This is a genomic window from Thermosynechococcus sp. HY596, from assembly GCF_030518715.1.
Lineage (GTDB): Bacteria > Cyanobacteriota > Cyanobacteriia > Thermosynechococcales > Thermosynechococcaceae > Thermosynechococcus.
Map to the genome: position 1 here is coordinate 950,207 of NZ_CP130346.1, position 19,665 is coordinate 969,871.

19 protein-coding genes and 1 tRNA gene are annotated in these 19,665 nt (G+C 54.1%); 14 read left to right on the forward strand and 6 right to left on the reverse strand.

Annotated elements, in window-relative coordinates; all coding sequences use genetic code 11:
- The first annotated feature begins 21 nt into the window (after positions 1-21).
- The gene (gene psaK, locus QYC28_RS04810; RefSeq protein WP_226972017.1) at positions 22-273 is read left to right on the forward strand and encodes a photosystem I reaction center subunit PsaK; all 252 of its coding nucleotides are present in this window, start codon (positions 22-24) and stop codon (positions 271-273) included.
- On the opposite strand, the gene QYC28_RS04815 is transcribed toward psaK, so the two are convergent.
- Positions 250-1,203: a serine hydrolase gene (locus QYC28_RS04815; protein ID WP_149818679.1), complete on the reverse strand. Its 954-nt coding sequence runs from the start codon at positions 1,201-1,203 to the stop codon at positions 250-252. The genes psaK and QYC28_RS04815 overlap by 24 nt on opposite strands.
- Before the next feature lie 10 nt (positions 1,204-1,213).
- Positions 1,214-2,998, reverse strand: a complete 1,785-nt coding sequence (pyk, locus tag QYC28_RS04820) for a pyruvate kinase (RefSeq protein ID WP_302679931.1) — start codon at positions 2,996-2,998, stop codon at positions 1,214-1,216.
- Between the two features lie 208 nt (positions 2,999-3,206).
- On the opposite strand from pyk, the gene QYC28_RS04825 reads away from it, so the two are divergent.
- The 5 genes from QYC28_RS04825 to QYC28_RS04845 all read left to right on the forward strand — a co-directional run bounded on the left by QYC28_RS04825 (position 3,207) and on the right by QYC28_RS04845 (position 6,260).
- Complete coding sequence (locus QYC28_RS04825) at positions 3,207-4,253, forward strand: GTP-binding protein (RefSeq protein ID WP_149818683.1); 1,047 nt, start codon at positions 3,207-3,209, stop codon at positions 4,251-4,253.
- 9 nt (positions 4,254-4,262) lie between these two features.
- The gene (locus tag QYC28_RS04830) at positions 4,263-4,418 is read left to right on the forward strand and encodes a DUF2256 domain-containing protein (RefSeq protein ID WP_302679932.1); all 156 of its coding nucleotides are present in this window, start codon (positions 4,263-4,265) and stop codon (positions 4,416-4,418) included.
- A 32-nt stretch (positions 4,419-4,450) separates the two neighbouring features.
- Entirely contained in the window at positions 4,451-4,828 is a 378-nt protein-coding gene (locus tag QYC28_RS04835; RefSeq protein WP_149818687.1) for a SaoD/DsrE family protein, read from the forward strand.
- A 16-nt stretch (positions 4,829-4,844) separates the two neighbouring features.
- A complete protein-coding gene (locus tag QYC28_RS04840) occupies positions 4,845-5,063 on the forward strand; it encodes a GDCCVxC domain-containing (seleno)protein (protein WP_149818689.1) in 219 nt (72 codons plus the stop codon).
- A gap of 69 nt (positions 5,064-5,132) precedes the next feature.
- The gene (locus tag QYC28_RS04845) at positions 5,133-6,260 is read left to right on the forward strand and encodes a geranylgeranyl reductase family protein (RefSeq protein WP_302680056.1); all 1,128 of its coding nucleotides are present in this window, start codon (positions 5,133-5,135) and stop codon (positions 6,258-6,260) included.
- On the opposite strand, the gene QYC28_RS04850 is transcribed toward QYC28_RS04845, so the two are convergent.
- Positions 6,257-8,221, reverse strand: coding sequence for an adenylate/guanylate cyclase domain-containing protein (locus tag QYC28_RS04850; protein WP_302679933.1), 1,965 nt, complete (start codon positions 8,219-8,221; stop codon positions 6,257-6,259). The genes QYC28_RS04845 and QYC28_RS04850 overlap by 4 nt on opposite strands.
- Positions 8,222-8,263: 42 nt before the next feature.
- Between QYC28_RS04850 and QYC28_RS04855 the strand changes: the two genes are divergently transcribed.
- The 3 genes from QYC28_RS04855 to QYC28_RS04865 all read left to right on the forward strand — a co-directional run bounded on the left by QYC28_RS04855 (position 8,264) and on the right by QYC28_RS04865 (position 9,578).
- A complete protein-coding gene (locus QYC28_RS04855; RefSeq protein ID WP_149818693.1) occupies positions 8,264-8,776 on the forward strand; it encodes a hypothetical protein in 513 nt (170 codons plus the stop codon).
- Positions 8,777-8,847: 71 nt separating this feature from the next.
- Positions 8,848-8,929 (forward strand) — tRNA-Tyr (locus QYC28_RS04860).
- Positions 8,930-9,122: 193 nt separating this feature from the next.
- Positions 9,123-9,578, forward strand: coding sequence for a hypothetical protein (locus tag QYC28_RS04865; protein WP_190278231.1), 456 nt, complete (start codon positions 9,123-9,125; stop codon positions 9,576-9,578).
- Between the two features lie 28 nt (positions 9,579-9,606).
- On the opposite strand, the gene QYC28_RS04870 is transcribed toward QYC28_RS04865, so the two are convergent.
- A complete protein-coding gene (locus QYC28_RS04870; protein WP_302679934.1) occupies positions 9,607-12,075 on the reverse strand; it encodes a sigma 54-interacting transcriptional regulator in 2,469 nt (822 codons plus the stop codon).
- 139 nt (positions 12,076-12,214) lie between these two features.
- Between QYC28_RS04870 and typA the strand changes: the two genes are divergently transcribed.
- Together typA and QYC28_RS04880 are read left to right on the forward strand one after the other, a co-directional pair.
- Positions 12,215-14,005, forward strand: a complete 1,791-nt coding sequence (gene typA, locus QYC28_RS04875; RefSeq protein WP_149818697.1) for a translational GTPase TypA — start codon at positions 12,215-12,217, stop codon at positions 14,003-14,005.
- Positions 14,005-14,286, forward strand: coding sequence for a DUF3593 domain-containing protein (locus tag QYC28_RS04880; RefSeq protein ID WP_149818699.1), 282 nt, complete (start codon positions 14,005-14,007; stop codon positions 14,284-14,286). Before typA ends, QYC28_RS04880 begins: the two co-directional genes overlap by 1 nt.
- A gap of 4 nt (positions 14,287-14,290) precedes the next feature.
- Here the strand turns inward: QYC28_RS04880 and QYC28_RS04885 are convergent, their stop codons facing one another.
- Entirely contained in the window at positions 14,291-15,937 is a 1,647-nt protein-coding gene (locus QYC28_RS04885; protein WP_286649926.1) for an AarF/ABC1/UbiB kinase family protein, read from the reverse strand.
- A 128-nt stretch (positions 15,938-16,065) separates the two neighbouring features.
- On the opposite strand from QYC28_RS04885, the gene trxA reads away from it, so the two are divergent.
- Positions 16,066-16,380 (forward strand): thioredoxin, encoded by a 315-nt coding sequence (trxA, locus tag QYC28_RS04890; protein WP_149818701.1) that lies wholly within the window; start codon positions 16,066-16,068, stop codon positions 16,378-16,380.
- Positions 16,381-16,506: 126 nt separating this feature from the next.
- Positions 16,507-17,664 (forward strand): DUF445 domain-containing protein, encoded by a 1,158-nt coding sequence (locus QYC28_RS04895; protein WP_255451733.1) that lies wholly within the window; start codon positions 16,507-16,509, stop codon positions 17,662-17,664.
- Here the strand turns inward: QYC28_RS04895 and QYC28_RS04900 are convergent.
- Entirely contained in the window at positions 17,661-18,251 is a 591-nt protein-coding gene (locus tag QYC28_RS04900; RefSeq protein ID WP_149818704.1) for a DUF3318 domain-containing protein, read from the reverse strand. The two genes, QYC28_RS04895 and QYC28_RS04900, sit on opposite strands and share 4 nt — an antisense overlap.
- A 120-nt stretch (positions 18,252-18,371) precedes the next feature.
- On the opposite strand from QYC28_RS04900, the gene QYC28_RS04905 reads away from it, so the two are divergent.
- Positions 18,372-19,643, forward strand: coding sequence for an FAD-dependent hydroxylase (locus tag QYC28_RS04905; RefSeq protein ID WP_286626866.1), 1,272 nt, complete (start codon positions 18,372-18,374; stop codon positions 19,641-19,643).
- Positions 19,644-19,665 lie beyond the last annotated feature (22 nt).

The following is a 19,665-nucleotide window of genomic DNA, read 5'->3' on the forward strand; positions in this document are numbered from 1 at the left end:
TGTACCCATTTAGGAGGAACCATGGTGTTAGCCACGCTCCCCGATACCACTTGGACGCCGTCTGTGGGTTTGGTGGTGATCCTCTGCAACCTGTTTGCGATCGCCATTGGCCGCTATGCCATTCAATCACGGGGAAAAGGCCCCGGTTTACCCGTTTCCTTGCCCGCCCTCTTTGAAGGCTTTGGTCTGCCGGAATTGCTGGCTACTACCAGCTTTGGCCACATTTTGGCAGCAGGTGTCGTCAGCGGCCTACAGTACTCCGGTGCCCTCTAGGGTCGGAATACCCTTAGCAATCTGACGGGAAAGGAAGGGCAGTACCTCCGTATTCTTGCTGGCGGTGCAATTTTCCGTAAAAACCACCAAGGTATAGGGGCAATGATTGGGGAGTTCAATATAGGCCGCATCGTGGCGCACCCAACTGGTGAGTCCCGCCTTTGACCACAACTTTGCCCCCGGCGGTAGCCCTTCCCCCAAAAAGCCCTGTACTTGGTTTTCTGGATCCTCGGCCAAAAGCTCTGGATCGAGGGAACGCTCCATCAGTTCCATCATTGCTTGACTGGCACTGGCAGAGACGGCTACGCCCCCCACAATGCTATGGATCAGCTTGGCGGTTGCATTGGTTGTCAGACGATTGGCATTCTGGCGATCGCGCCCGACAAATTCCTGCTCTCGTCCATAGGGGCCATCACACCACGTTTTTTGATTCACGTTGATATTAGTTAGCTCTGGCCACCCTAAGGATTGAAAATAGCGATTGACGATATTGCGCTGGTATTGCCATGTGCGAAAAGGTTCCGGTGGCAGCACTGGGCCACTGGTCGTCCCTGTGAGCATATCCACCACCAACCCTGTGGCATCATTGCTAGAATCCACAATCATATCCCGCAGGGCGCGTGCTAATTCCGCATCCGGCTGGAGCATGCCACTATGGAGCCATTCATGACAGGCCACCAGATAAAACAGCTTCACCACACTGGCCGGGTACATCAGCACATCACCCCGATAGTGGGCGCCGGGAATCGAATACTGCCAAAATTCTGCTGCGGTCAGCGCTCCGCCCGTATTCACGGGAATGGGGGGTGGATACACCAATAAGGTCAGGGCAATGTCCTCTTGTCCCAGCCAAGGAAAGTGTTGCCATGTCGCTTGGAGTGTCCGCGTCACCAAATCCGTGAGATAGGTGTTGGCCTGAAAAAAAATCATTATTTCACTCCTACTCTGGCGATCGCTCGACCCCATTGCGGGCACCGGAATAGACCAAGCCCCGTTCCACATCCATAGTGAGAATCGTGCCCTCGCGGATCAGGCGGGTGGCATTTTTGACCCCAACAATCACCGGAATGCCCAAGCGCAACCCTAGGACCGCCGCGTGGCTCGTCAGGCTATCCTCTTCGGTAATAATGCCTGCCGCTTTGCGAATGGCTTCCACCAATTCAGCACTGGTGCGCTCGGCTACCAAAATTTCGCCACTATTAAACGTGCGAACTGGCATTCCTGCGTGTACCACCCGCGCTGGGCCACTCACCGACCCATGACCAATGCCACAGCCGCGTCCCATCACCGAGGTGACGAGTTCCACCTTGATCATATCCGTGGAGCCAGAGACCCCTTGCAGCGTGCCAGCGGTCATCACCACTAGATCCCCTTCCTCTAGGAAGCCCCGCTCCTGTGCCGCATTAATGGCTGCCTGAAACGACTGCCGCATCGAGGGATGATCCAGAGTCAGCAGTGGTTCTACCCCCCAGACTAACTGCAAGCGCCGTGCCACCTCGATATGGGGCGTTGCCGCCAAAATCGGAATTTGGGGACGAAACTTGGAGACATTGCGGGCTGTAGCGCCGCTCTTGGTTTGGGTAATGATGGCTTTGGCATGAAGTTGTGCTGCCACCTGTCCCACCGCTTGACTAATGGCATTGGGAATGGAACGCACCGCTATGGACTCAGCCACGGGCGGTTGCCGCAGTTGGGGTTGGTTGTCGATGCGGGCGGCAATCGTGGCCATCATCTTCACTGCCTCGACGGGGTATTCCCCCATGGCCGTTTCATTGGAGAGCATCACGGCATCGGTGCCATCGAGAATAGCATTGGCGACATCGGAAATCTCGGCACGGGTAGGGCGGGGGCTTTTCACCATGCTGTCCAGCATTTGGGTGGCCGTAATCACGGGAATGCCCAAGCGGTTGGCGGCAGCAATCAGCCGTTTTTGCAGAATCGGCACCTCTTCGGCGGGCAGTTCCACCCCCAAATCACCCCGTGCCACCATCACCCCATCACAGAGGGAAAGGATGGCATCCATTTGCTCAATGGCCTCGTGCTTTTCGATTTTGGCAATCACCGGCACCTGCTTCCCAGCGTTGGCAATCAGTTCTTTGATCTCCAGTACATCTTGGGGATTGCGAACAAAGCTGAGGGCCACCCAATCCACCCCTTGATTGAGGCCAAACATCAGATCTTCACGATCTTTTTCTGTCAGGGCTTTAATCGAGAGGTAAACCCCCGGAAAGTTCACACCCTTGGCATTGGAGAGCGTGCCGCCAACAACCACTCGGCAATGGAGTTCACCCGCGTCTTTATCCACTTCTTCCACGAACATTTCCACGCGGCCATCGTCGAGCAAAATTGTGGCGCCGGCGGGAACCTCCTGAGCCAAGGGGGGATAGGTAATGGAGCTAATGTGCTGATTGCCCATGATAGAGCGACTCGTGAGGGTAAAGCGATCGCCCCGTTTGAGGGAAATGGCGCCCTGTTCAAACCGCCCGAGGCGAATTTTGGGGCCTTGCAAGTCCTGCAAAATGCCCACAGGTTGCCCCAACTCATAGGAAATTTGGCGAATCAGGCGAATGCTGCGCTGGTGATCGTCGTGGGTACCATGGGAAAAATTCAGGCGCAGGGTAGTCGCTCCCGCTTGGATAATGGCGCGCAGTTTATCGGGATGGCTAACCGCTGGACCAATGGTGGCGACAATTTTAGTGCGGCGTTGCAACGGCTGGTTCGACATATTTAACTTAATCGTTAGGCCTCAACAGGTTACCCTATTTTGCTTGACATGGGGAGACATGCAGGAGCGTTTTGGACATTGTCCTACCCACGGTAACGGCTGTTGGTGGCAATCGAGTCCTGTTTCTAGCCTACAGCGATCGCTCCCCCCTTGAGGGAGGTGCAGCGGCTATAATTTGAGAATAATTCTCGCCCGTAACAGCCTGCCTATGACGACTTCTTCCCTGCCTACAACCGCCAAAATGGAGGCAATGAAGCACGGCCTACCGGTAACTATCATTACCGGGTTTCTCGGTAGTGGTAAAACCACACTCCTCAATCATATTCTGACTAATCAACAGGGACTGAAGACCGCCGTCCTTGTCAATGAATTTGGGGAGATTGGTATTGATAATGAGCTATTGGTGACCCAAGATGAGGGCATGGTGGAGCTCACCAATGGCTGTATCTGCTGCACGATTAACAATGACTTGGTGAATGCGGTTTATCGAGTGCTTGAGCGCCCCGACAAGGTGGACTACTTGGTGGTGGAGACAACGGGCTTGGCGGATCCGCTGCCGGTGGCTCTGACCTTTTTAGGAACAGATCTGCGGGATCTCACCCGTTTGGATTCAATTATTACGGTGGTGGATGCGGAGAACTTTAGTCTTGATCTTTTCAATAGCAGCGCTGCCCAAAGCCAAATTGCCTACGGTGACATTATTCTCCTCAACAAAGCAGATCTCGTCACTGAGGAACGCTTGCAGGAGTTAGAACGGCGAATTCACGAAATGCGGGAGGGAGCGCGGATCATTCGTACGGTGAAGGCGCAAGTGCCCCTGCCCTTGATTTTGAGTGTGGGGCTGTTTGAGAGCGATCGCTACTTCCATCCCGAGCATGAACACTCTGATCACGACCAAGACCATGAGTGTGACGAACACTGTGATCATGACCATCATCACCCTCATCATCACTCCAATCACCTTGAGGAGGATGGCTTTACTTCCGTGTCTTTCCAGAGCGATCGCCCCTTTGAACTGCGCAAATTCCAGTATTTTCTGGATCACCAGCTACCGGAATCCGTCTTTCGTGCCAAGGGCATCCTTTGGTTTAAGGAAAGTCCCCGCCGCCACGTCTTTCACCTCAGTGGTAAGCGCTTTAGCCTCGATGATGAGGAATGGAAAGGCGATCGCAAAAATCAACTGGTGCTCATTGGCCAAAATTTGGATCATCCAACCCTGCTGACCCAGTTGGCCGCCTGTGTCACTGACGCATAACCCCCAATCATGGCCAAGCAACGGCGCAAAGAAAACCTTCCCAGCAAAATTTGTCTGGTCTGTGGGCGGCCCTTCCAATGGCGCAAAAAATGGGCAAATTGCTGGCCGGAGGTCAAGTACTGTTCTGAGCGCTGTCGGCGGCGGCGCTCCCAAGCCCAAAGTTAATGTGCTTTTGCTGAATCAAAAGGAATGGTTCTATGAAAGTTGCCTATATTTTTGCCACTGACATGGCCAGCACCTTTAAGTTGGCAACCATGGTTTTACCGCAGCTGGAGCGGGGCGATCATGGCGCTGAAGTGGTGGGTATGATGTTTTTTGATGATAACCTCTTTTGTTTGCGTTTAGGGGATCCCGTTGGTGAGCGCTTAGCCCGCATTGCCAAGGAACAGGGGATTTTACTCATGGCCTGTGATCAGTGTGCGGTGCGCCGTGGTTTGGCCGAAGGAACATTTGACGAATGTGGCACCGGTTCTGTCAAAGCCAAGGGGATGGTTGAAGGGGTAGTGTGTGGCTGCTTTCCGCAGTTTTATGCTAGCCTTGCAGGCAGCGGACTCGATCAAGTCATTACCCTTTGAGTCTCTGCTGAGGAAGATGAGTCAACCGTCAGTTGTGTTTTCCAGCACCTTGGTCTGTCCCCATTGTCACACGAAGCAAGCGGAATGGATGCCCAGCGATGCCTGTGTCGTGTTCTGGGAGTGTCCCCAATGTCATGCCCACCTCAAACCCAAGGCGGGGGACTGTTGTGTCTTCTGTAGCTATGGCACGGTTCCTTGTCCATCGCGGCAGCTGGAACACACTGGCGATCGCTAGAATTGGGGGTTGCTATCCCCTGAGGAAACCGCTATCGTGGGGGCGCTTTTGCCTCCCGTCAGTAACCGTATGCAGGCAATCTACGACTGTATTGTGGTGGGTGGGGGTGCTGCCGGCGGGTCAGCCGCCTATCATCTCGCTTGCCGCGGACGTCAGGTTTTGGTTCTAGAAAAATTGGCCTTGTCCCGCTCAAAGCCCTGCACTGGAGGGGTTTCACCCGCCATTGCCCAGTGGTTTGATTTTGATTTTCAGCCCGCCATTGCCGATACCACCCGCACTGTGCGCTACAGTTGGCAGCTCAGGGATGCCATTGAAGCCGAGTTAAGCATTCCCGAACCCATCTGGATTGTTGATCGCACGGTGTTTGATCAGTACCTGTTGCAGCAGGCTCAACAACAGGGTGCGGTTGTTACAGATCAGACCGAGGTTACCGGAATTACGTTCCAAGAAGATCGCTGGCAGATCCACACGGCAACCACGACCTATGGTGGGCGGTATCTGATTGCTGCCGATGGTGCCAATAGTCAAATGGCTCAGTGGCTGGGGTTTAAGCCCAAAGTGGTGCGCACGGCGGCGGTGATGACCGTCCCCAACCCCACAGGCGATCGCGCGGCGCATTTTGAATTTGGCCTCGTGAAAAATGGCTACCTCTGGAGTTTTCCCAAGGGAGATCAGCGAACGGTGGGGGTTGCTGTTGTACGGGGGAGCGATCGCCCCAATTGGGAACCGATTTTGCAACAGTATTGTGCTGCCCATGGGCTGCAGTTGGCCGATTATGCCATTCAATACCATCCCCTGCGGGTATGGGAGGGTCAGCAACCACTCCATACCCCCCATGCCCTCCTTGCGGGTGAAGCCGCTGGTCTTGTGGATCCCTTTTCCGCCGAAGGCATTCGTCCGGCTCTCTACAGTGGCATGCGGGCTGCTGAAGCCATTGATGCGGCTCTTGCTGGTGAAGTGGAGGCCTTGGCCACCTACAGCAAAACCTTGCAGGAGGAATGGGGAGCGGATTTAGTGTGGGCGCAACGCCTCGCAGCACTCTTCCATCGCATGCCGAAGGTCGGCTACCACCTTGCCATGAAACGCCCCTCCGCTACCCAGCGGCTCGGTCAAGTCCTCTGTGGTGAGTTGCGCTATCGCGATATTGCCGGCCGTGCCATCCAACGGCTCAGTAGTTCCCTGATTCCCGGACGTTAGATCTCCACTTCAATGGCGGTGGGCTGATTGGGGGCGATCGCCAGTCCCTTGCGTAGGCCAAGAATCCGAAAGACCTGAATTTTGCGCTCTTTGCCCTTGAGTTCCAAAGGTCCCCATGCCTCGACCTCGTAGCGATCGCCGAGATACTCTAGGGTTTCCTGTGCCACTAAAATCCGACAGGGGCTAGGCTGGCGGTGCTTGTCCACACTCTCAAGGCGCGAGGCGGTATTCACACTGTCGCCAATCACACCATACTCGAGGCGATTTTTACTACCGAGACTGCCGACCACAATCGGACCTGTGTAGATCCCCGCCCGCATCATCACCTGCGGTAGCCCTTGAGCCGCCCATTCACGATTCAGTTCCTCTAGCAGTTGTCCCAAGGCCAAGGCACAATCCACAGCATTGCGGGCATCAATGGCAATTCCTTCGCGGCTGGTTCGTTTAATGGGCACGCCAAACACGGCCATAATGCCATCGCCGGTGAACTTATTAATCACGCCGTGGTAGCTTTGTACCACATCCGCCACTTTTTCTAGATAGGCATTGAGCCAGTTAAAGAGTTCCTCCGGTTCCATACCTTCAGAAATGGTGCTAAACCCCTTCAAATCAGTAAAAAGCAGTGTGGCAATCAGGCGTTGGCCGGGCAACTTACCATCCTTGAGGAGTTCATCGCGCCGTTCCCACATGGCGGCGGCAATTTCTGGGGAGATACTTTGACCCAAGAGGCGCATCACCATTTGCCGTTGCTGTTGGGCTTGCTGTGCGGTATAGCTGACTACCCCGCCACTGCCAAGGAGGAGGGTCAATGCTGGCGGTACAAGGGGCACCCAGCCCAACTTGAGAAATAGGCCGTAACAGGTGAGCAAAAGAAGTAGTAGAGCCGTTGCCACTGCCGTTGCTAAGGCTAGAGGATGGCGCACTCGCCAAGCAAGGATGGCACCAATCAATGCCCAAAGAACAATCCAAACATTCTCGACACTGTTGGGCCAAAACCAAATGACGGCGCGATCGCCCAAACCCGCATCAATGAATTGCCCCACCATTTGGGCGTGGATAAACACCCCTGCCATGCGCTGATTGTCCCGCAGGCCGGAACTAAAGGGGGTATAGAAAAAGTCTTTGCCACTTTCGGCAATGTTGCCAATGAGAACCACGCGATCGCGAATCAATGCAGGAGCAACCCGCCCATTAAGCACATCCTCCAAAGGTACCCACGTCACTGCCCGCTGATCACCGCGATAGTTGAGCATAACCTGATAGCCCGCTGTATCTGCCCCCACATAGCCACCATCATTGGGTTGCAGGGGTGTGAAAATGCTTTGTCCTAACTGCATTACATTGGGATCGGCATCACTGCTGCGAGGCTCAATTCCCTCATCCGCCAGATACCGCAGCGCTAGCCGCAATGAGAAGGAGTACAGTGTATTCCCCTGATCGTCCGGCAAAAAGAGTAAACTGCGACGGACAATGCCACCGGCATCAACCGTGACATCATTAAATCCCACCTGATCGGCACTGAGGGCAGCCGGCGGACGAATGGTTGGGTGAGTAGCATCCCCTAGTTTCGTGACCGCAAAGAGGCGATCAGAATTCAGCCAAAGGCGGTTTAGCGCTTCATGCCCCGGCGGTACGGGAAAATCGCGGTAAATATCCAAGCCAATGGCACGGGGTTCATGTTTGAGGAGTTGTTTTAGAGCTTGGGCGTAGATCTGATCCGGCAGCGATAGGGAGCGGTAACGTTGAATATCGGCTTCGGTGACTGCCACCACCAATAGTCGCGGATCGGGGCCGGGCATGGGGCGCAATTGCATCAGGCGGTCGTAGGCACCCAATTCCAGTGGTTGTAGCCAACCCATTTGACGAATCCCAATCACCACCGTGCTGGCGATGGCACTGGCCGCCAGAATCAGGCCGAGATCGGCAAAGGTGCGGCGAAAATGGGACAATAGGGGCAACATAGGTTCGCTAACAAGCGAGAGATTTCTTTTATCCTAATTCCTATGAAAAATTACTTGGTTGCCACCTTGGGCGATCGCCTCCAAGCCGAGGCCGTTTATACCCAGCTGGAAAAGGACGGCTTCCCGATGGAAAAAGTAGCTCTGCTGGGTCGAGGTTACAAACAGTGGTCAGAGTTGGGACTCACCGATCCCTTTCAAGTGGCACGGCAGCAAATGCAACGGATGTTGATCTGGCTTGTTCCTTTTGGCTTCTTTGCCGGTTTTACCTTTAACCAAGCGACTCAAATTGACATTTTGCCGATGCTGGATCGCCTCAACAATAGTCTTTTGGGGGGCATCTTTGGGGCGATCGCTGGCGCTCTCGGTAGTCTCACCGTAGGTGGTGGTCTCCAAGTGGTGATTACGGGTAAGTCGGGCATCCCCTTTGAAAAGCGATTGCAGCGGGGCAAATACCTGATCCTAATTCAAGGTAGCGACAGCGAGATTCGCCGCGCCGAACGTCTCCTCAAAGTGCAACCCCTAGAAAACCTGCAAAGCTACACCCTCGACGAGTAGGGAATTGTTTTCTCAAAACGGGAAGCTCAAGTCTCCCCCCTGATGTGGTATATTAAAAAATCGCGATGAAAGGGTCGGTGCCCGAGTGGTTAATGGGGGCGGACTGTAAATCCGTTGGCTACGCCTACGCTGGTTCGAATCCAGCCCGGCCCATACAGATAAAAAAGCCTGAAGCCAAAGAATATCAGGGGTTTCAGGTTTGCTATGTTTTTCGTAAGTGAACTATTTGTTGCTGTTGCTTGCTTAATAAAGGGGCAGAACTGGTCATATTTTGGTCCAAAGTTTTCAAAGGCGGGCGATGGTCGCTTAGGACGTTCAGGAAAGGAATTGATGCAAAGGGGCAATCATGAGTGAACCTGTAACGCGATCGGAATTGAGTCAAGTGTTGGATGCCATCCAAGGGATGCAGGCTAGTCTTCAGGCCATAGAGAAAAAGCTAGATATTCACATTGCCACCAGTGGCGAGAGGTTCCAACGACTTGAGAACAAAATTGATGCCGTCGAGGCGAAGCTAGAGCAGCGTATCAATGCTGTTGAGGCGAAGCTAGAGCAGCGTATCAATGCTGTTGAGGCCAAGCTGGAACAGCGCATCAGTGCCGTCGAGGCGCAATTGTCGCAGCGTATTAGTGCCGTAGAGACACAATTGGGGCAGCGCATTGACACAGTAGAGACCACATTGCAGCAAATTGTCAAACGGCAGGATGGAACCGATGCTCGTTTGTGGGGATTCTTGGTGACGCTGCTAGTGCTGGCTGCTGGCTTAATCACTAAGCTGCTGTTTTTTGACACGCCACGCCTTTGATGCAGTTTTGCGAATCCAGCCCAGCCCATCAAAGTAAATAGGCAATTCCCCAAGCGAGAGCGAGAATGCCTAGCCAAGGGTGCCACATCTGTCGTAGGGGCGATCGCGCAATCTTTTGACTGAGGAGCAAACTGGCAAGGGTACTGACGACAAGTGTGGTCGTTTGCAGGAACCCGATCACCGCTGGATGGGCTTGCCAACTGGGCAAACTCGTGCCATCAAGACCAAAGGTTGCAAAGGTTACGGGCAACAACTGCCCTGCCTCCCCTAGACCAAGGGGCAAATAATAGGCCAAATTGGCACCCAGCACCAAAGGTAGATACCCATAGGCCAAGCGCACAAAGGGAACCAAGCCTTGTCGGTGTATCTGATGCCAACCCCATGCCAAGAGTCCCGGCAGAGCTAGCGCCACCACTGCAATCATCCCCTGTAACCAAAAATGAGCTTCCGTCAGTCCTAGCCGTTTCAAAAGCAGCGGTAAACGGTGCAATACCACCGCCCCCAAGAGCAAAAACAGCAGGCAAACTTCAGCCGCCGTGGCCTCATGACTAGTCCAGAGATCAATAGCCGGCGGACGCAGATTCACTTCCACCGAGCGATGCGGGCAAGCCTTGAGACAGGTCATACACAAAACGCAATTGCGGTTATCCGTCAATTGAGCGGGATGGGAATAGACGGGACAGCCCCCCGTTTCTTGACCTTCCCCAAGGGCGGGACCGCCTTTGTAGCATTGGTAGGTCTGGCAACTGGCAGCGCACACCCCCTGCTGTGCCCGCAATTCAAGAATGGAGAGTTTGCCAAAGAGGCCATTCATGCCACCAATGGGGCAGAGATAGCGACACCAAAAGCGACGTTCATAGAGCTGAGAAAAAATCACGGCTCCCGCTGTAATCAAGATCAGTAGCCAACTGGAGAGATAGGCCGTATTGGGTAAATCCCACAATTCTTCCCACAGGAGAATCACGGCAAAGAGGCCAAAGAGCACCCAGCCCCCCCAGCGTTCCGCCAGTTGACGCGGCCAAGGGCGCAGCTTGCGCGGCCAAATCTTGAGGGATAGCCTTTGCAGGACTTCGCCGTAGATCATAAAGGGGCAGACCGCACACCAAATGCGCCCCAAAAAGGGAAAGATCAGCAATGAGACCGGCCACCACCACGCCCAGAAGAGGTTCAGGGTAAAGTTGTGTGGGCGATCTTGGGGTCCCCAGAGGCCAATGGCGACAATCAGCGGAAAAAGCCAAAGGGTCAGGCCATAGTTGAGGCGATCGGGCCACCACGGACTGTGTAGAAAAGCACGCAATTGGGGATAGGCATTGAGTAGGTTCCAACGAAATCGCCGTTGGCGCGATCGCTCCGGCCAAAAGACTTCTTCAGTGAGTAACTCCGCCCCGTCTGCTTGCACAAGGGCACGCTCCACCAGACTCGCTAACTCCCGCAAATTGCCGGGAAAATCATAACTTTGCAGCCGGCGTAGGGCTTCGGGGGTAATCTGAGGCTTAGGAATGCCCCGTTGCCGGCAGTAGAGGGCAATATAGTAATTCACCAAGGCTTCAATATCTGCTTTTGTCACCCGCAGTGGGGGTACCTTAATTTGGTGGTGCACCAGATTTTGGCAATCGCAGCCTTTCTTTTCGGCAATCAAGATCAATCGCCCCGGAAAGCGGCGGGAGGATATGGGGGGGTCGGCGACGGGTTCATAGGTCTGTTCGGCCACAAGGCGGCGCAGTTGCGGATAGAGGTGGGCAGGCCATTCATGGACATTGTTGAGGATCAGGGTGCCCTCTGCGACCCAGTCAAGGAGACCCGGTTTCGTGGCTTTGCCAAAGAGTTCTGCCCCATTGGCGGATAGGGTGCCACAGTTAAAACGAATCAAAGGTTGACGGCGATCGCGCGAGCCATAATGAATTAGCGCAGCAATATTGTCCTTTTCCAGACCCGGTTCACCAAAAATCAATACCGGCTGGCGATCGCTCGCGGCCTCTTTAATCCCTTGGCGTAAGCGCACGGCATAGCGGCTACTCCCTACAATTCCCTGTTTTACGCGCGGCACAAGATAGGGGCGCAAGACTGCCTGCCGCTCCTGCTCGTGGGCAAGATCACTGAGGGTACTTTGCAGCTGCTGCGACACCTGTTGGCGGAGTTCGGGAAATTGATCAGCCAATGTGGCAAACACCTCGCGGGGCAATGTCCACAATTCACAGTCCGTGAGGGTAATCACTGTTTGCGGTGCCTGTTGCTCCAGTACTAATTCTGGCCAGTGTAAAACCGTTCCCGGTGGCAGGGTCGTTATAGTGGCGGGGCGATCGCGGGTGGTGTGGTAGGCTTCCAGTTCTCCCGATTTCAGGATCATCAGATGAGTAACGGCTGTGTCTTCAAGGACAAGGCGACGATTGGCTGCAATGGATTCTGTGCGCAGGGCGGCAGCGATCGCCTCTAATGCTGCCAAAGAAAGCGATCCTAGGGGAGTATAGGTTTGCAGCCAACTCAGGCGATCGGTCATCGAGGGCACCCCCCAACAAAATTAGTGATGAGGAAACACCTCACTACCTATGGCTCAGTTCCTTTACCAAACTACGCTAGGATTGTAAAGGTTTCTTACGCTCCTCAACGCTCTATTACAAAACCCGCAGGAAGTCGCTATGAGTCTGCCGATTCGTAATGTTGCTATTATCGCCCACGTTGACCACGGCAAAACCACTCTGGTGGATGCCCTACTGCGTCAGTCGGGTACCTTTCGTGAAGGGGAAGACATTCCTGAGTGCGTCATGGACTCCAATGATCTGGAGCGCGAGCGTGGCATTACGATTCTGGCCAAGAATACAGCGGTTCGCTACAAAGACTTGACGATTAACATTGTGGATACCCCCGGCCACGCCGATTTTGGCGGTGAAGTGGAGCGCGTCCTTGGCATGGTGGAGGGTTGTCTGCTGATTGTCGATGCCAACGAAGGGCCAATGCCCCAAACCCGCTTTGTCCTGAAAAAAGCCCTTGAAAAAGGTCTGCGCCCCATTGTGGTTGTGAATAAAATTGACCGGCCGCAGGCAGAACCCTACAAAGCCATTGATAAGGTGTTGGACTTATTTATTGAACTGGGGGCGGATGATGATCAGTGCGAGTTTCCCTATCTTTTTGCTTCGGGCTTGGCGGGCTACGCAAAAACAGATCTAGACGAAGAGGGCAAGGATCTGCAGCCCCTCTTTGAGGCCATTGTCCGCCATATTCCACCGCCAGTGGGCAATCCCGATGCGCCGCTGCAACTTCAAGTGACCACCTTGGATTACTCGGAGTACCTAGGGCGAATTGTTATTGGCAAAATTCACAATGGTACGGTGCAGGTGGGACAGCAGGCGGCCTTGGTCAAGGATAACGGCCAAATTGTCAAGGCAAAGATTACCAAACTCTTGGGCTTTGAGGGACTGAAGCGGATTGAATTGGACATGGCTAGTGCCGGCAATATTGTGGCGATCGCTGGCTTTAGTGATGCCAACATTGGCGAAACCATCACCGACCCCAACACCCCCCAAGCCCTACCCCTGATCAAGGTGGATGAACCGACCCTGCAAATGACCTTTGCGGTCAATGACTCCCCCTTTGCCGGTCAGGAGGGAACCTTTATCACCTCGCGGCAATTGCGCGATCGCCTGTTTCGGGAACTGGAAACCAACGTGGCACTGCGGGTCGAAGAAACCGACTCCCCCGATCGCTTTGCCGTTTCTGGTCGGGGTGAATTGCACCTTGGCATTCTCATTGAAACGATGCGCCGCGAAGGCTATGAATTCCAAGTGTCCCAGCCCCAGGTGATCTATCGTGAAGTCAATGGTCAGCCCTGCGAACCCTACGAATGCTTAGTGCTCGACGTTCCCGATGAAGCCGTTGGCGGCTGTATTGAGCGCCTCGGCCAGCGACGCGGTGAAATGCAGGATATGCAGGTGGGGGGCAATGGTCGGACGCAACTGGAGTTTGTGATTCCGGCGCGGGGTCTCATTGGTTTCCGGGGCGAATTTATGCGCCTAACGCGCGGCGAAGGGATTATGAACCACAGCTTTTTGGACTATCGTCCCTTGGCAGGCGAGATCAGCACCCGTCGCAATGGCGTCTTAATTGCCTTTGAGGAGGGCACGGCCACCTTCTATGCCCTGAAAAACGCCGAAGATCGTGGTGTCTTTTTCATTACCCCCGGCACCAAAGTCTATAAGGGCATGATTGTCGGTGAGCATAACCGTCCCCAAGACCTCGAAATCAACGTCTGCAAAGCCAAACAACTCACCAACTTTCGCTCCTCAACGGGGGATGAACTAGTGCAACTGCAAGCACCTGTGGAAATGAGCCTAGAGCGGGCACTGGAGTACATTGGCCCCGATGAACTGGTGGAGGTAACGCCCCAATCCATCCGACTGCGGAAAATGAGCAAGAAGCTGGCACGCCGCTAATGCTGACGAATGCCTTTTTTGCCCTCTCGCTGTTTCCCTATTTGGGGTTCTTGTACTTCATGACCCGCAACCCCAACACCCCCCGTTTAGCCCTCATTGGCTTCTATGGGACACTGGTGTTTGTTGCTGTCACCATTCCAGCGGGACTCTATGCCCAACAGGTCTATGGCACAACCTTGGCCAATGTGGATGGGTTGCACGGGGGGGCAGAATTTTTTCTAACCTTGGCCAATATCCTGATTGCCTTGGGCTTTCGCCGCGCCCTCAGGGAATCCTCCTAACCGCCTATTGCCAGCGGCATAACCAAAGAAAGCGCAGCCAACTGCGCAGGAGTGCCAAACCCGCTAGTGCTGCTACTGTAAAAAGAGCGATCGCACCCCCCAAAGCTTTGGCTGACCACAACATCGCCCCCGCCAAAAGGGTAAAACCAGCCAATCCCAAATAGACTAAACAAATTAACAAACTCTCAATGCGCCGCAGTTGCCGCTCCATCGTGGGATTGCGCACCGACAGTTGCAGTTCGCCACAAGCCAAGCGATCCTCTAACTGTTGCAGCCGCACTTCAAGGCGACTGGGCTGCTGTAATCGTTGGTTGATTAGGGTTTGGGTTTGGTGAATCAGTTCTCGCCAGCCCCCCCGCGAGCGACGCATTAATTCCTTGACAAAGGGTTGGGCCGCCGCCCTCAGGTTGTACTCAGGGTCTAAACTGCGGGCAATCCCATCGAGGGTTGTGAGGGACTTGAGAATATAGGTCATCTTTGCGGGTAGGCGAAAGGGCTGCTGCTCAAAAAGGGCATACACATCCTGTTGCAACTCCCGAAAGGCGGTTAAATCCACAGGCCGTTCGGTAAATCGATCTAAAATCAATTGCATAATCCGTTGTAGGGGCACCCTGTCGGTAACAGGCATCAATAGCCCCAGTTCAATTAAGGCAGCAATCACGCGATCGCTATCCTTTTGCAGCACAGCAAAAAATGTTTGCACCATCTGCTGCTGATTCAGGGCTGGCACTTCTGTCATCATGCCGTAGTCATAGAAGATGAGATTGCCTTCCTTGGTCACGGCCAAGTTCCCCGGATGCGGATCAGCGTGGAAGAAGCCATCAATCAATAATTGCTTGAGATAGCAACAAATTCCCCGCTGGTTAATCATCTGGGGATTCAAGCCAAAGGCTTCGATGGCGGCGCGATTGTCAATGCGAATGCCGGGGAGATACTCCATCGTCAGGACATAGCGGCAGGTGTGCGTCCAATAGACCTTGGGGACGCGGATATGGGGGTCTTGGGCAAAGTTAGCCCGAAAGCGATCAGCATTTTGCCCCTCTTGAACGTAATCAATTTCCCGCAGCAGAATACTAAAAAACTCCTCATAGATTTCGTGGAGAGCATAGGGACGGAGAAAGGGGAGCCAGCGATCGCCCCAGCGAATGAGTTCACCAATGGCCAGATAGTCCAGATACAATTGCGCCTCTAGATGGGGGCGTTGCACCTTCACCACCACCTCTTCACCACTGTGGAGCGTTGCGCGATGGACTTGACCGAGACTGGCGGCTGCAAGGGGTTTGGGATCAAATGTGGCGTAGAGATCGGCAAGGGGTTGCCCCAAGTGCTGCTCAATGAGGGCGATCGCCCGCCGCGAGTCAAAAGGAGGCACCTGATCCTGTAGTTTCCTCAGCGCCTCAATATAGGCGGGGGGCAACAGATCAAACCGAGTCGAGAGAAATTGACCAATTTTAATAAACGTTGGCCCCAAGACCAATAATTGCTGTACGAGCCAACGCGCACGTTGAGATTGGGCGCGATCGCTCCGCCGCCGCCAAGCATAATCCCACAGCAGCTGACTCCCAAAGCGCCCCAGCACCCCCACAATTTGGCTGACACGGCGAAACAGGAGCCAGCGACTGGGACGATAGGTAGAGGCAGTAACCAGCATTCAGCAGCAATCACAAAAAGTGCCCAACCTCAACAATACTCCCTTTTTCACGGGCATTCAGACTTGCTCGCCCCGATTCTCTTTTGCCGTGTCTATGATGAGAACTAGAGTCCCGATCGGAATTTGCTATGGCGACAACACGTCAATTTAGTAGCTTCAGCGATCTCCTAGCCACCACAGATAAACCCCTCTTGGTTGACTTTTATGCCGACTGGTGTGGTCCTTGCCGCATGATGGCGCCGATTTTAGAGCAGGTCAAGCAAGTTTTGAAATCGGCTGTTGAGGTCGTCAAAATTGACTCCGAGCGCTATCCCCAACTGTCGAGTCAATACCACGTTCACGCTCTGCCAACCTTGATTCTCTTCCACCGAGGCCGTGAGGTTCAGCGCTGGGAAGGGGTTCAGCCGCCAGAAGTTCTGATTGACGCCATTCGCCGCCTGTAAAATTCTTCAAAAGAAAGGTGTTTGAGGAATCAATCAGGATTGGCCAATATCAGCTATTGGACATTGCTCGTACCACCGTTGGCGGGGGGCGTCATTGGCTACTTTACGAATGATTTAGCCATTACCATGCTCTTTCGCCCCTACAAGCCTATTTATGTCGGCGGCAAGCAACTCCCCTTTACCCCCGGTCTGATTCCCCACAATCAGGAGCGGCTGGCTCGTCGCATTGCTGATGCCATTTTGGGTTCTCTCCTGACGCCAGAGGAGCTGCAAAACTTAGCGCGGCGTCTGTTGCAAGTGGAACGAGTGAAGGCGGTCATCCATTGGCTCCTACAAACAAGTCTGAGCCAAATTCAGGCTCAAAGTGAACAGCGATCGGCCCAAGTTTTGGCCAATATTCTACGGGATTTTTTTGGCAGTGCCCTACCCCGTTTGATTAAAGTGTGGTCGCGGCGGGAAGATTTTCTGGAACCACAACTGAATCAACTCTTTGATCAGGTATTAGTGGAGCTGCAACTGAGTGATGAGCAGGCGGAAAAACTGGCAGATTGGCTGCTGTCGGTCATGTTGCCCCCCGATCGCCTGCGACTGGCCATCATTGACTTCCTTACCGATCGCACGATTAATGTCCTCGATCAAGAACTACGCCAAAATACCAGTGGCACCTACTGGGTGGTGGCTAATCTGGTGGGGGTGCGCAATACGTTAATTCGCCTGCGGGAGTATTGTCTCAATGAACGCGAAGCCTGTAACCGCCGCCTCGGAGAATTAATCACAGCATTGGCACTGCGGCAACGCTTGGTGGAAGCGCTGCAAAATATCACCCTGCAAAGTTTGCCCCTCGGTACAGTGCGGGAGCTACGGCAACTATTTCGGCAGACGGTGCGCAGCTATATCCAAGAGCAGGGCTTTAGCGTTATTGAAACGGTAAGCCAAACAGTGGAGTGGGAAACGATTTCCTTGAGTATTTTGCGGCGACTGCGGGATTCGGCAAGTCTGGGTGCCTCGCTGGAAGTGGTTAGTGATGAATTGGCTCTAGTGCTCGATCGCTATCTGGAACGGGATATGGAACTGATTATTGAGCGGGCAATTCCGATTTTGGATTTGGATCGGGTGATTGTGGATCGGGTCAAGGCCACCTCGCCAGAAAATCTGGAACTAGCTATTCAGGGCATTGTTCGCAGTGAGTTGCAAGCCATTGTCCGCTTGGGGGGCATTCTTGGCTTTTTGATTGGTGTCGTGCAGGCGGGCTTTTTGTACTGGCAAAGTCTGCAAGCGTCCTAAACTGGGACTTTGACCTCAGATTCACCCGCCAACTGGCGTAGATTTTGGCAGCGAATCAGTTCAGTGACATCAAGGACAGGACGACGCTCCAACTCTGCCACCTGAGAAATGCCTGCAAGGAGAGCCTTGGCAGCCTCTTGTTCACTGTAGCCGCGCCGTTGAGCCAATTGCAGGGCTTGGCGATCGGCCGCCACTTCTACGGGAATGCCCCGCGTATTTTGCCACACTTGCAGGCCAGCAAAGGTGGTTAGCGCCCCCGCTACCAAAATGCCTACGGGGTCTGCTTGGACAACTTGTAAGACTGTACCCAGCAAGCCTGCCACCGTGAGTCCTTGGTAGAGGTCAAGTTTGATCAAACCCGTGGTGTTAAACCAAGCCACTGCCCGCAGCAATAAAAGATCGCGCTCCGGGGTATCGAGATGCTGCCACAGGCGAAAGTTAATTTCAATCGGGCGATCGCCCCAAGGAAGAGCGGGCTGATAGCGCAACACTTTGCTTTGCTGTGGTCGAGAAACCAACTTACAGCGCATTCGTGCCGACGCGGGCATTAGATCAAGCAAGCGCGGAATCTCAACCTCTGGGGTCATAGGGAAACTCATACACTCATTGCTCTGCCTTTAGTCTGCCATTACCATCCCTTTTCTGCAATCTTTTGCATTCCTTAAAATAAAAGGGCATGTGTTTTTTGTGCCTGAATCAAAATGGTCATGACATCGGCTTTTGCCCCCGCAGAACAATCGCTGGTCGCTTCTCCCCAAGAATTGCCCGCCGTGGATGTGGCGATTGTCGGTGCGGGGATTGTGGGTCTGAGTTTGGCCTGTGCGCTGCGAAACAGTGGTCTAGCGATCGCCCTCATTGAGGCAACCCCCTACGCGCGGGAAAACACCAAAGGCCAAGCCTATGCCCTGCACCAAGTGTCTCGTTGTTTCTTTGAGGGGATAGGGGTGTGGGATCAGTTGATGCCTCACGTGCAGCCCTTTGAGGTGGTACAACTCTCCGATGGACGGTTCCCCTTGACGGTTCGCTTTTCCCCCGCCGATTTGGGCACAGAAGCCATTGGTTATGTGGCTGCGCACGCCGCGATCGCCGAGACCCTACAGAGCGTTCTACAGTCTGTTGGCAATGTGACGTTCTATTGTCCGTGGCGGGTGGTGACGAATGAGATAAAGGGCGATCGCGCTCAGTTGACGCTCATTTCTGGTGACCCGGCCGCACCCAAGGTGGCTTACTTGGCAGCGCGTTTAGTGGTGGCAGCAGATGGTGGCAAGTCTCCTTTGCGGCAACAAATGGGCATTGAACCCAAGGGATGGCAATATGGTCAGTCCTGTGTGGTTGCTACTCTCGATGTTGCCCATCCCCAACCCGTGATCGCCTATGAACGCTTTTGGCCAACAGGCCCCATGGGGGTGCTCCCCCTAGCGGGGAATCGCTATCGCGTGGTTTGGACACTGCCCCACCCAGAGGCGGAAGCCGTTGCTGCCCTCGACGATCGCGCCTTTCTAGCGAAACTGCAGCCCTATCTTGACCCACAGATGGCGCAGATTACCGCTGTAAGCGATCGCTTTGTCTTTCCAACCCAATTAATGCAAGTGAATTCCTATGTGGCCGATCGCTTTGTGGTTATTGGCGATGCGGCCCATCGCTGTCATCCCGTGGGAGGGCAGGGGCTAAATTTAGGCCTGCGGGATGTGTGGGCACTAGCGCAACAAATTCTTGCTACGCCTTGTGAGAGACTGGGCGATCGCCCGTCCTTGATCCAATTCCACCGTCAACGTTGGTGGCAAAATGCCCTAACCCTTGGATTTACCGACCTGCTCAATCGGCTTTTTTCCAATGCGTGGTGGCCTTTGGTGGGGGTGCGCCGCTGGGGCTTGTGGCTGTTGCGAACTGTTGCCCCCTTCAAACGTCTGGTGCTGCGGTTTATGGCCGGTCTCCTGCTACCCCTACCCAGCGATCGTCAATTCCCCAGAGGGCGTTAAAACTTTCTGCGCAATTATCGCT